We start from the raw sequence: 12,621 nt of genomic DNA, 5'->3' as shown, positions 1-12,621 counted from the left end.
GACATATGACAGCCCTTGATCAAACTCAGGTCAAAGACGGCGTCGATCAGGAAACGGTTGATGCGGTCCGCGAGGTCAGCACCTATAAATACGGCTGGGAAACCGAGATCGAGATGGAGTATGCGCCAAAGGGCCTTACCCCGGATATCGTGCGGCTTATTTCGGAAAAGAACGGCGAACCGCAGTGGATGACCGACTGGCGGTTGGCGGCCTATGATCGCTGGTTGCAGAAGGAAGAACCGGATTGGGCCATGGTCGATTATCCGGAAATCGACTTTCAGGATCAGTATTATTATGCCCGCCCCAAAAGCATGGAGGTCAAGCCCAAGTCATTGGACGAGGTCGACCCCAAGCTGCTGGCGACTTATGAAAAGCTGGGCATTCCGCTGAAGGAACAGATGATCCTGGCCGGTGTCGAAGGGGCCGAAGATGCGCCCGCCGAGGGCCGCAAGGTGGCGGTCGATGCGGTGTTTGATTCGGTGTCGGTCGGCACCACCTTTCAGAAAGAGCTGAAAAAGGCCGGGGTGATCTTTTGTTCGATCTCCGAGGCGATCCGCGAACATCCTGAGTTGGTGAAGAAATACCTCGGATCGGTTGTGCCGGTCAGCGACAATTTCTATGCCACGCTGAACAGCGCCGTGTTTTCCGATGGTTCGTTTGTCTATATCCCGCCGGGGGTGCGCTGCCCGATGGAATTGTCGACCTATTTCCGCATCAACGCCGAAAATACCGGCCAGTTTGAGCGGACGCTGATCATTGCCGACAAGGGCTCTTATGTCAGCTATCTTGAAGGCTGTACCGCGCCGCAGCGTGACACCAGCCAGCTGCATGCGGCGGTGGTGGAAATCATCATCGAAGAAGACGCCGAGGTGAAATATTCCACGGTTCAGAACTGGTATCCGGGTGATGAGAACGGCAAAGGCGGCATCTATAACTTTGTGACCAAACGCGCCGATTGCCGTGGTGATCGGGCCAAGGTGATGTGGACACAGGTGGAAACCGGGTCTGCGGTGACGTGGAAATACCCGTCCTGCATCCTGCGCGGTGACGATTCCCAAGGCGAGTTCTATTCGATCGCCATCACCAACAACCACCAGCAGGCCGACACCGGCACCAAGATGATCCACCTGGGCAAGCGCACCAAGTCGCGGATCGTGTCCAAGGGCATCAGCGCCGGCGTGGCCCAGAACACCTATCGTGGTTTGGTCTCGATGCATCCCAAGGCGAAGGACAGCCGCAACTATACCCAGTGCGACAGCCTGTTGATCGGCGATAAATGCGGGGCGCATACAGTGCCCTATATCGAGGTCAAGAACAATTCTTCGCGGGTGGAACACGAGGCCACAACATCCAAGGTGGATGATGAGCAGATGTTCTATTGCCGCCAACGTGGCATGGACGAAGAAGAGGCTGTGGCGCTGATTGTGAATGGTTTTGCCAAGGAGGTGCTGCAAGCATTGCCGATGGAATTCGCAATGGAAGCGCAGCAATTGGTCGCGATTTCGCTGGAAGGGTCGGTCGGCTAGATCCGCCGCAGGGTGATCGGCTGGGAAGGGGAAGATATGAAGTTTCTGCTTTTGCCAGCAGTGATGACTGGCGTATTTTGCGCGATCTTTGCCAGTATTGTCGGGTTGATCACCGAGGCGCTGACCATGTGGATGGTGTTTGCCGTGTCGTTTGTGTCGGGGTTTCTGGGCAATTTGTTTTCCCAGATCGTCACAGGGCAAGGCAATGACTGATCCCAGGTTTCATCGCAGCTTGCTGCACGTGTGTATCCCGTGACCCCCGTCGTGCAAAATCGGCGCCGGGGCGCGTTTCATCCTATCAGATTGCGGACATCAATGCGCCACGGAACATGGCAGCGGCGTCTTGCGGATCTGATAACCGTAACAACCGAAATTGGCAGGCCGCCGCACCGCATGTGCCGCGCGTTGCCTTCGCGTATTTGAGAGGTAGAAAAATGCTGGAAATCAAGAACCTGCACGTCAAACTTGAAGAAGAAGATAAACAAATCCTGAAGGGCGTCGATCTGAAAATCGAGGCGGGCAAGGTCCATGCGATCATGGGGCCGAACGGATCGGGCAAGTCGACCTTGTCCTATGTTCTTTCGGGGCGTGACGGCTATGAGGTGACAGACGGCAGTGCCACGCTGGAGGGCGATGACCTGCTGGATATGGAGCCGGAAGAGCGCGCTGCGGCCGGTTTGTTCCTGGCGTTCCAATACCCGGTGGAAATTCCCGGTGTCGGCAACATGACCTTTTTGCGCACCGCGGTGAATTCGCAACGCAAGGCGCGCGGCGAAGAGGAAATGAGCGCGACGGATTTCCTTAAACTGATCCGGGCCAAGGCCAAAGATCTTAAGATCGACGCTGATATGCTGAAGCGTCCGGTCAATGTCGGCTTTTCCGGCGGCGAGAAGAAGCGCAACGAAATTCTTCAGATGGCCATGCTGGAACCAAAAATGTGCATCCTGGACGAGACCGACTCGGGCCTTGATGTGGATGCCATGAAACTGGTGTCGGATGGCGTGAACGCACTGCGCGATGCCGGGCGTGGTTTCCTGGTCATCACCCACTATCAGCGTCTGCTGGATCATATCAAACCCGATGTGGTGCATATCATGGCCAATGGCCGGATCATCAAAACCGGTGGTCCCGAACTGGCGCTTGAGGTCGAAGAACGCGGTTATGCGCATCTGTTGGAGGAGGTGGCGTAATGGCTCTTCCGCAAACCAAGGTGGATGCAACCGAAGCGCGGATTGCGCAATATGATCTGCCCGCAAGCGGCTGGAGCTTGTCTGCGCGCAAATCGGCGCTGGCGCGTCTGCGGGACATGGGATTGCCGTCGCGGCGGGATGAATATTGGAAATACACCCGGCCGGACACGCTGGTGCAGGCGGATGTCCCGCCAGCCGCCCTGTTCGAAACGGACGAGCGGCCGGTGTTTTCCGATGTTGATCGGCTGCTGATCCGTTTTGTTGACGGCGTGTTTGATGCCGAAGGCTCGGATGATCTGACGCTTGAGGGGGTTGTGATCGAACGTCTGGCCGAAGCAGGCACCGATCTGCATTGGGCACAGTCGCTGTATGGCCAGTTGGAAAACAACGGTCAGACACCGGTGCAACGGCCGCTTGCGGCGCTGAACACCGCGTTTGCCAGTGATGGGCTTTTGATCCATGTGACCAAGACGCCAAGCAAGCCGATTTCGATTTCGTATGAACATCGCTCGGAAACCTCGGACGCGATCCTGCACCATGTGGTGAAGGTCGACAGCGGGGCCGAGGTGACGATTCTGGAAAACGGTCCGGCAGCTGCACGGTTCAACAAATGCATGGAGGTCGACATCGCCGATGGCGCGACCCTGCACCACGTGCGCACCCAGGGCCGCGACCATGAACGCCGCGCCGTGACGCATATCTTTGCCCGGCTGGGTACGGAATCCGTGTTCAAAAGCTTTACCATGACGGCCAATGGCGTGATGACCCGCAACGAATGCGTGATCGAGCTGACCGGTGATGATGCGGCGGCGCATGTGGCCGGGGCCTGTGTCGGGGATGGTGATTTTCACCATGACGATACGGTGTTCGTGACCCATGATGCGGTGAACTGTGAAAGCCGACAGGTGTTCAAGAAGGTTCTGCGCAATGGCGCGACCGGCGTGTTTCAGGGCAAGATTCTGGTAAAGGCGGGCGCACAGAAGACCGACGGCTATCAGATTTCCCAGAGCCTTCTGCTGGACGAGGACAGTCAGTTCCTCGCCAAGCCAGAGCTGGAAATCTATGCCGATGATGTGGCCTGTTCCCATGGCTCGACCTCGGGTGCAATCGACGAAGAAGCGCTGTTTTATCTGCGGTCGCGCGGTGTGCCGACCGATCAGGCGGTGAACCTTCTGACGCTTGCTTTCCTGGCGGAAGCGGTCGAAGAGATCGAAGATGCCACGCTGGCCGAAGAGATCAGGGCCCGGATCGAGGCATGGTTGATCCGGCACAGAGACTAAGCCGAAACGTGGTTGGACCTGACAGATTTGCCTGACAGATTTGACTGAACAGGTTTGACCGGGAACAGGGGTGGGCGCATGAGCGTGACACGGGATATTGTTGCCACCTATCGGGGACCGCGCAGGGTGGTGCGGCGGCTTCTGGCGTGGGGGCAACGGGAAGACAGGGTTCTGGCCATGGTCATGGCGGGCTGTCTGATGATGTTTGTGTCGCGCTGGCCCGTGGTGGCACGGCAGTCTCATTTCGAAGGCACAGAGATGCAGCCAAGCATTGGTGCTGCGCTGTTTGGCTGGCTTATGGTGGCGCCCTTGTTGCTGTATGCCCTGGCAGCGGCCAGCCATCTGATCGCACGGGTTCTGGGCGGGCAGGGTGATTTCTATGGCGCGCGGTTGGCGCTGTTCTGGGCGTTGCTCGCGACATCACCGCTGGTTTTGCTGTTTGGCCTGGTCGAAGGCTTTATCGGCCAGGGTATCCAGTCACAGGCTGTCGGCTTCTTGTGGTTTGTGATCTTCCTTTGGTTCTGGCTATCGGGACTGCGCGAAGCGGAAGGGGCGGCGTCATGAACACGACGGTGTTGCGGGATATGATCGTCGAAACCGTCACCGCCCCGCGCCAGTCCGCGGCACGGCTGATCGCGCTGAACCTGCCGCGCAGCGTTTTGTGGCAGGGGCTGGTGTTGGTTGTCGCGCTGAACGCAATCGCGTTCTGGCTGGGCAATCTCGCCGCGCCATCGCCGCAGCCGCTGCCCGCGATGATGGCCACGCCGTTCATGTTTGCCCTGACCCTGGGCTGTGGCGCGGTGATTACCGTGTTTGCCTTGACCTATGTCGGCAATTGGCTGAAGGGGCGGGCGGGTTTGGCCCAGATCCTGGTTCTGATCACCTGGCTTCAGGTGCTGCGGTTGGCGGTTCAGGTTCTGGCGACTGTATTGTCCATCGTGATGCCGGGGTTTGCGCTCTTGGTGCTGCTGGTGGTCAATCTTTATGGTTTTTGGATTCTTGTGAACTTTATTGATGTGGCGCATGGCTTCGGTTCGCCGTTCAAATCCTTCGGCGTGTTGATGATGTCCGGTCTGGGCATTGCGGTCGGGTTGATTGTCATGCTGTCGCTCATCGGGGTCACATCACTAGGAGTATCGGCACATGTATGATGTCACTGCGATCCGGGCGGATTTCCCGATCCTCGCACGCGAGGTGAACGGCAAGCCGTTGGTCTATCTCGACAATGGTGCCTCGGCGCAGAAACCCCAGGTGGTGATTGATGCGATCACCCAAGCCTATTCGATGGAATATGCCAATGTGCACCGGGGGCTGCATTTCCTGTCCAATCTGGCGACAGAAAAATATGAATCCGTGCGCGGCACCATTGCCCGGTTCCTGAATGTCGCGGATGAAGAAGAAATTGTGCTGAACTCCGGCACGACCGAGGGGATCAATACCGTGGCCTATGGCTGGGCGATGCCCCGGCTTGAGGCGGGCGATGAAATCATCCTGTCGGTGATGGAACATCACGCCAATATCGTGCCTTGGCATTTCCTGCGCGAGCGTCAGGGCGTGGTGCTGAAATGGGTGGAAACGGCGGCGGATGGGTCGCTGGACCCGCAGGCCGTGATCGACGCGATGGGGCCGAAAACCAAACTGGTGGCGATTACCCAGATGTCCAATGTGCTGGGCACGCGGGTGGATGTGAAATCCATTTGCCATGCGGCGCGTGCCCGGGGCATTGCCACGTTGGTCGACGGATCGCAGGCGGCTGTGCACGGCCCGGTCGATGTGCCGGACATCGGCTGTGATTTCTATGCGATCACCGGTCACAAGCTTTATGGTCCCACCGGGTCGGGCGCGATTTTCATGGCGCGCGCGCGTATGGCAGAGATGCGCCCCTTCCTGGGCGGCGGTGACATGATCCGCGAAGTGCACCGCGACGAGGTCATCTACAACGATCCGCCAATGAAATTCGAAGCCGGTACCCCCGGCATCGTGCAAACCATCGGGCTTGGCGTGGCGCTGGAATACATGATGTCGATCGGCATGGACAATATTGCCGCGCATGAGGCTGCGCTGACGCATTATGCACGCTCACGGCTGGACGGTTTGAACTGGCTGAATGTACAGGGCAAGGCCGCCGACAAAGGCGCGATTTTCAGCTTCACGCTGGACGGGGCCGCCCATGCACATGACATTTCGACGATCCTCGACAAAAAGGGTGTCGCGGTGCGCGCCGGCCACCATTGCGCCGGGCCTTTGATGGATCATCTTGGGGTGACCGCCACCTGCCGGGCCTCGTTTGGCATGTATAACACCACGGCCGAGGTCGATGCCCTGATCGACGCTTTGGAACTGGCACATGAGTTGTTTGCCTGAACCTTGCGATTCACGAAGATTTCCAATTGCAGCGCCGCGCTGGCCTGCGTATAGAAGGCCTGCACGCACCTGTAGCTCAGCTGGATAGAGCGCTGCCCTCCGAAGGCAGAGGCCAGAGGTTCGAATCCTCTCAGGTGCGCCATTTTCCATTATCGAAGTTTCTGTGACCCAGTGTGAACCGGCGCTTCCGGGCCTTCATGGCCCATGGCAGGAAGCATCTGTTCGTGGTGGGGGCTACTGCGGCGATCGCAGGGGGGCTGGCCGGTGGTGGGTGCCTTTGGGATCAAGGGCGGTTGGGCCACCTTCGGCGGGAACCGTAGCGCGAATCCCCGATCTTCCGACTGGATCTTCTACTGACTTAGAAAAATCAAAAACCGGAGCCACACCAAAGTATCGGGATGTGGCTCCGGCAAAGGGCGTCTGTTGGTTAATTCCGAACGACCCATTGCTTGAAGCTTGGCTCAAGGTCATCGCAGGCCGCAAGCAGCAGGTCACGGGATTGGAACGGGCCCGCGTCGTCAATGGTGGCAGAGACCGTCACGCATTGGGCGGGGTCCGCTGCCAGACGCATTTCCATGCTTGATGCATCATAGCTGAACATCTGCGCCTGATCCGTGGCGTCACAATCCACCAGACCAAATGGGTTCTCTGCATTGTCCGGCGCGTTATACGCCATGCATTTGCCGTCATAGGTTGCCGAAGCGATCATGCCGCTGTCTGCCGCATAGGCGAACAGGACATCATCGCCGGTTGGTTTGCAGGAATGGGCGTGCAGCTGATCGCTCAGCCCGCGACCTTCGGTGTCAATGCACCAGCCGAGCATCGCGTCTTCGTCGAGGTTGTCGGCAAGGTGGATCACCGGCCCGACGGTTTGAATGTTCGGCGCATCGGCAAGGGACATCTGCGGGAATGTCAGGCTCATCGAGGCGGCGATCACCGAGGTGAAAATCGGATTAGGCATTTTCATGGTTCAATCCTCTCTCTTGGGTCACTGTTGAAACTGCTGTTGAAAGGCGCGAATGCGTGCGGCGTTGACGCCTTGGTCGCTGCGGCCCACACGGGACACGCCCCGCATATCAACGCGGCTGCCGTTGTCCAGGGCGGTGACAACCACCACAACGTCATCGGCGAAATAGAAGACTGCGGTGCGGGCAACCGCCTCAAATCGCAGACGTTCGATATCCTGGGCGACAATGTCCAACCCCATGTCGCCCGCGACGGCCAATGCGCGCTGAAACGCCGCCTCGGCAGACAGATCTGTCTCGAGGGGGGCAATATCGGGATAGGCTTTGGCCTGCATCGCGGCCAGCTCCGGCCCGCCGTAATCAAGCGTGTTGCGGGCCCCGTCGCGGGTTTCATCCAGAACCTCAAACAGCGGCGGATTGGCGGTATCGGTCGATATGTCGTGGATCGGCGCGGCGCGGGGCGTCGGGTTCAGCGTGGCATTGGCCATCGGCGCAAGCAGCGCGAGGCCGACAATCGTGGCAATTCCGCCCGCCAACATTCCGCCGCGTTCCTTGCGCAGAATGTGGACGACCAGCGCGATCACGCCAACAGCCGCAACAGCCATCGCCAGTGGATTGAAATAGCTGCGATAAAGCCCAAAGCCGGTGATCGGCTGCCACAGGCCCAGACGGCCGCCAAACAGGATCAGCGCCGCGGCGCAAGCGCCGAGAACAGCCACCAAAAGTGCGATTTTTCCGAGATGTTTCATCGTTTTATAGGTCCTTCACTACCCAGGTTCGTTATCCGGCCTGTCCGCCATCCGATCAGGCGGTCTTTTGGCCCGGTCAATTGCTTAAGTGTTCAGTTGCGGCAGAGCCCGCGCCTGTGGCGATCTTTAATGTGGCCCAGGCCTGTGCCGCATCAAGCACCGCAGAGGCCGCCGAAATCTTGGCCGTTGCGGCATTGCGATCCGTTTCAAGCAGGTCAAGAAGCGTGATCGCCCCGTTGCGATAGTTCTGCTGGGCCAACGTCAGCGCACGGTCATAGTCGCGGGCCGCCGTTTGCAACAGGGACGCGCGCTGGCGATAGCGGGTGAGGTTGGATTGCGCGACCTGCACATCTTCGACCGCCGAAGCGACCGCGCCGCGCCATGCGATCTCCGCCTGTTTGGCGGCGGAAATCTCGGCATCGCGGCCGGCGCGCAGCGCGCCTTGGTTGAACACTGGCAGCGACAGTTGCGGGCCAAAGCTCCAGCTGTCGGTAATCTCGGTGCGGCTGACCGTGCCGGACAGCGAGAGCGAGGGATAGAGCGCGGCCTCTGCCACCCCGACCGCAGCGACCGCAGCGGCCAGATCGGCCTCGGCGCGGCGCACGTCGGGGCGGTTGCGAAGCAGATCCGCAGGCACGCCGGTATTTGCCCCGCCGGGGGAGGAGAGTTGCGGCGCGCCTTTTTGCATCTGCGTCAGGATCGGGGCGGCAGGTTCGTTGAGCAGCGTGGCAATCGCATAGACATTGGCGTCGAACAGCGCCGCATATTGCGGCAGGCTGGCGCGTGCGGTGGACAACAGGGCCTGCGCCTCGGCAACCTCGTATTCGGTGGCGGCCCCGGCGTCGAATTGGCTGCGCGTGATCTCGACCGTGTCTTCGCGTGTCTTGATCGTCGTGCGGGTCAGGGCCAGCACCTCTTGATAATAGCGCGCGCCGGAATAGGCCGACAGCACTTCGGCCAGCCATGCCAGCCGGACGGTTTCCGCCTCGGCCTTTGCGGCTGTCAGGGATGCGGTCGCAGCCTCACGCTCGCGCCGCAGACCGCCAAAGAAATCGAGCACCAGCGCCGCCCCCAAAGAGCCGCTGTTGCTGGTGACCGTGCCATCAATCGCATCACCGCCAGAGGTGGTCTGCTGTGCCGACAACGCGCCATCGACAGCGGAATTGACGCCGGTTTTGCGCAGGTTTGCCTGCGCTTGCCGGATCGCCTCACTCGCGGCCATCACGTCAAGGTTCTGCGCCATTCCGCGCGCCACCAGCCGGGTCAGCATCGGGTCTTTGTAGTCCAGCCACCATTGCTGTGTCGCGACCTGACCGACCGACGCGGCATTGCCGGCGACAAAGCGGGTTTGCAGCGCGACCTCGGGGCGTTGATACTCCGGGCCGACCGCACAGCCCGCCAGAAGCAGGCTCAGGATAAGGTATTGCGGCTTCATTGCACGGCTTCCTTTCGAATACGGAATATCTCTGTGGTTTTGATGACAGCGACATAGAAGACCGGGACCATGACGATGCCGATCACGGCAGAGAAGATGATCCCGCCCAACATGCCGGTGCCGATGGATTTCTGCGCATTGGCCCCCGCGCCAGAAGCCAGAACCAACGGCAGAATGCCAAAGCCAAAGGCCAGCGAGGTCATCAGGATCGGGCGAAGACGCTGGCGGGCCGCCGTGGTTGTCGCCTCCATCAGGCTCTGGCCCTTGGCGCGCAGGGATTCCGCAAATTCGACGATCAGGATGGCGTTTCTTGCCGCAAGGCCGATGGTGGTCAGCAGGCCGACCTTGAAATAGACGTCATTCGCCTGGCCGAAATACCATGTGGTCACCAGCGCGCCCAGAATGCCGACCGGCACCGACAGCATCACCGCAAAGGGCACCGCCCAGCTTTCATAGAGCGCAGCAAGGCAGAGGAAGACCACCAGCGCCGAGATCGCATAGAGGATGGCCTCTTGGTCGCCGGACAGACGCTCCTGATAGCTGAGGCCGGTCCATGCAGCCGCATAAGAGCCGTCGAGCTGCGAAGCGAGATCCTCCATCAGGTCCATTGCATCGCCCGAGCTGACGCCAGCCGCCGCTTGGCCCGAGATTTCCAGCGCGCGGGTGCCGCCGTAGCGGGCCAGCTGCGGGGTGATCATCTCCCACTCCTGGCTCATGAAGGCCGAGAGGGGGACCATTTCGGATGTGGCATTGCGCACATACCAGTGGTTGATGTCCGACGGCTGCATCCGCCAGTCCGCACCGCCCTGAACGATCACTTCGCGCAGCGCGTTGCCAAGCGGGAAGTCGTTGACGTAAGAGCCCGAGAATACCGTGGACAGCATGCCGTTCACATCCGACAGCGAAACGCCCAATGCCTCGGCCCGTTGCTGATCAATCCGCAGTTTCAACGCCGGTTCGGTGGCGGCATCATTGCCCCGCAGGTTGGTCACCCGCCCGTCCTGATTTCCCAGCGCCACAAGCTGATCTGCCGCCGCGCTCAGTTCGTCCTGTCCGCCGCCGGATTGATCAACCAGATACATAGAGAACCCGGATGTGGTGCCCAGCCCCTGAATCGCGGGCGGTTGCAGCACAAAGATACTGCCAAGCCGGGAGTTGAAGAACCGGCCATTCGCACGCGCCAACAGGTCGGACGCATTGTCATTCGGGCGCTCTTCGTAATCCTTGAGCTTGATGAACATGACACCGTAATTCTGCCCGGACCCGGCAAAGCTGAACCCGACGTTGGCAAACACCCCGTCGACGACTTCGGCCTCTTCGGTCAGCAGGTAATCTTCGATCTGTTCGATGGTGTATTGCGTTTGCTGCACAGTCGAACCTTGCGGCAGTTCGACCATGGTCATCAGCACGCCCTGATCCTCGGTCGGCAGGAAGGAACTCGGCAGGCGGTCATAGACCCAGTAGGCCCCAAAACCGACCAACCCCAGAACCAGAACCATGCGGAAGGGCCGCAGCGCGAGCCGGGCGACCGTGGCGCCATAGCCGCCGGTCAGCCGGTCCAGCCCGGTGTTGAACCAACGCAGCGGGGCCACCGGGGCCTTGCCATGACCGGGTTTCAGAAGCTGCGCGCACATCGCCGGCGTCAGGATCAGCGCCACGAACAGCGACAGCACCATCGCCGAAATGATCGTGACCGAGAACTGCTTGTAAATCACCCCGGTCGATCCGCTGAGGAAGGCCATCGGCAGGAACACCGCCGACAGCACCATGACGATCCCAACCAGCGCGGTCGAAATCTCGGCCATGCTCTTTTCGGTGGCGGCCACCGCATCAAGTCCGTCTTCTTCCATCACGCGTTCGACGTTTTCGACCACGACGATGGCGTCATCGACCAACAGGCCGATGGCCAGCACCAGCGCGAACATCGTCAGCGTGTTGATCGACATGCCAAAGGCCGAGAGCACACCGAAGGTCCCCAGCAGCACGACCGGAACGGCAATCGTCGGGATCAGCGTTGCGCGCCAGCTTTGCAGGAACAGGAAGATGACGAGGAACACCAGCACAACGGCTTCGATCAGCGTTTCATAGACCTGATCGATGGATTCCTCGACAAAGGGTGAGGTGTCATAGGGGTATTCGACGCTGACACCGTCGGGCAGGGCCGATGACAACCCATCCATCACCACACGCACCCGTTCGGCTGTGTCGACCGCATTGGCCCCGGTGGACAGGTTGACGGCAAAACCCGCCGCCGGGTGGCCGTTAAAGCGACTGACGCTGCCGTAATCTTCCTCCGCCAACTCCACCGTTGCGACATCGCCGAGATAGATCGCAGATCCATCGGCGTCGGTTTTCAGCAGGATCGACTGGAAATCCGCGACCGAGCCAAGCTGTGATTGTGCTGACAGGGACACCGTGAATTGTTGGCCCTTGCTGACCGGTTGATCGCCAAGGCTTCCGACCGTGACGTTGGTATTCTGCTGCGACACAGCGGTCGTCACATCGGCGGGGGTCAGTTGATATTGATAGAGCCGCTCAGGGTTCAGCCAGATCCGCATGGCATATTCGGTGCCAAAAAGGTTGATCGAGCCGACCCCTTCGGTGCGCTGGACCGCATCCTGAATGGTGCTGCTCAGGATGTCACCGAGTTCGAGCGACGAATAGCTGTCATCTTCGCTGACCAAGGCACCGACCATCAGGATCGAGCTGGTCGAGCGGGTGACGGACACCCCCCGGCTGGTGACCGCGTCGGGCAGTTGCGACTCGACAAGCTGCAGCTTGTTCTGCACCTGCACCTGCACCTGGGCCATGTCGGGGTTGATGCTGTCATCAAAGGTCAACGAAACACTGGCCGCGCCCTCGCTGGAGGAGGACGTCATATAGGTCAGACCATCCAACCCGGTCAGCCCGTCTTCGATCACGGCGGTGACCGAATTTTCCACTGTTTCGGCCGAAGCGCCGCTGTAAGAGGCAGAGATCCGCACCGTGGTCGGCGCGATGTCAGGATATTGCGAAATCGGCAGGCCGGTCATGCTGTAGGCCCCCAACAGCATGGTCGCAATGGCAAGCACCCAGGCGAAAACCGGGCGGTGAACAAAGAATGCAGCCATTG

General features: G+C 59.9%; 11 protein-coding genes and 1 tRNA gene. 8 read left to right on the top strand and 4 right to left on the bottom strand.

Annotated features, from left to right (window positions below; all coding sequences use genetic code 11):
- Nucleotides 1–5 precede the first annotated feature (5 nt).
- From sufB to Q4577_RS17875, 8 genes are all read left to right on the top strand, one after another.
- Nucleotides 6–1,526, top strand: coding sequence for a Fe-S cluster assembly protein SufB (gene sufB / locus Q4577_RS17910; protein ID WP_303471308.1), 1,521 nt, complete (start codon nt 6–8; stop codon nt 1,524–1,526).
- 36 nt (nt 1,527–1,562) lie between these two features.
- The gene (locus Q4577_RS17905) at nt 1,563–1,739 is read left to right on the top strand and encodes a hypothetical protein (RefSeq protein ID WP_303471307.1); all 177 of its coding nucleotides are present in this window, start codon (nt 1,563–1,565) and stop codon (nt 1,737–1,739) included.
- A gap of 221 nt (nt 1,740–1,960) precedes the next feature.
- The gene (gene sufC, locus Q4577_RS17900) at nt 1,961–2,716 is read left to right on the top strand and encodes a Fe-S cluster assembly ATPase SufC (RefSeq protein ID WP_303471305.1); all 756 of its coding nucleotides are present in this window, start codon (nt 1,961–1,963) and stop codon (nt 2,714–2,716) included.
- On the top strand, nt 2,716–3,996 hold the full coding sequence (gene sufD / locus Q4577_RS17895; RefSeq protein ID WP_303471303.1) for a Fe-S cluster assembly protein SufD: 1,281 nt from the start codon (nt 2,716–2,718) through the stop codon (nt 3,994–3,996). The genes sufC and sufD overlap by 1 nt, the downstream gene beginning before the upstream one ends.
- A gap of 78 nt (nt 3,997–4,074) precedes the next feature.
- Nucleotides 4,075–4,560: a YIP1 family protein gene (locus Q4577_RS17890; protein ID WP_303471302.1), complete on the top strand. Its 486-nt coding sequence runs from the start codon at nt 4,075–4,077 to the stop codon at nt 4,558–4,560.
- Nucleotides 4,557–5,147, top strand: a complete 591-nt coding sequence (locus Q4577_RS17885; protein ID WP_244691972.1) for a YIP1 family protein — start codon at nt 4,557–4,559, stop codon at nt 5,145–5,147. The genes Q4577_RS17890 and Q4577_RS17885 overlap by 4 nt, the downstream gene beginning before the upstream one ends.
- Nucleotides 5,140–6,360, top strand: a complete 1,221-nt coding sequence (locus Q4577_RS17880; RefSeq protein ID WP_303471301.1) for a cysteine desulfurase — start codon at nt 5,140–5,142, stop codon at nt 6,358–6,360. The genes Q4577_RS17885 and Q4577_RS17880 overlap by 8 nt, the downstream gene beginning before the upstream one ends.
- A 65-nt stretch (nt 6,361–6,425) precedes the next feature.
- Nucleotides 6,426–6,502 (top strand) — tRNA-Arg (locus Q4577_RS17875).
- A 285-nt stretch (nt 6,503–6,787) separates the two neighbouring features.
- Here Q4577_RS17875 and Q4577_RS17870 read toward each other — a convergent pair.
- The 4 genes from Q4577_RS17870 to Q4577_RS17855 form a co-directional block, all read right to left on the bottom strand.
- Nucleotides 6,788–7,327 (bottom strand): ricin-type beta-trefoil lectin domain protein, encoded by a 540-nt coding sequence (locus Q4577_RS17870; RefSeq protein WP_303471300.1) that lies wholly within the window; start codon nt 7,325–7,327, stop codon nt 6,788–6,790.
- A gap of 21 nt (nt 7,328–7,348) precedes the next feature.
- On the bottom strand, nt 7,349–8,074 hold the full coding sequence (locus Q4577_RS17865; protein WP_303471297.1) for a DUF1499 domain-containing protein: 726 nt from the start codon (nt 8,072–8,074) through the stop codon (nt 7,349–7,351).
- Between the two features lie 76 nt (nt 8,075–8,150).
- Nucleotides 8,151–9,509 (bottom strand): efflux transporter outer membrane subunit, encoded by a 1,359-nt coding sequence (locus Q4577_RS17860; RefSeq protein WP_303471296.1) that lies wholly within the window; start codon nt 9,507–9,509, stop codon nt 8,151–8,153.
- Complete coding sequence (locus Q4577_RS17855; RefSeq protein WP_303471295.1) at nt 9,506–12,619, bottom strand: efflux RND transporter permease subunit; 3,114 nt, start codon at nt 12,617–12,619, stop codon at nt 9,506–9,508. Before Q4577_RS17855 ends, Q4577_RS17860 begins: the two co-directional genes overlap by 4 nt.
- Between the last annotated feature and the right edge of the window lie 2 nt (nt 12,620–12,621).

It is taken from the genome of Marinovum sp. 2_MG-2023, assembly GCF_030548265.1.
In the GTDB taxonomy this organism is placed as follows: Bacteria; Pseudomonadota; Alphaproteobacteria; order Rhodobacterales; family Rhodobacteraceae; genus Marinovum.
Note: the sequence above shows the minus strand (reverse complement) of the source record. Positions and strands in the feature narration are given on the sequence as shown.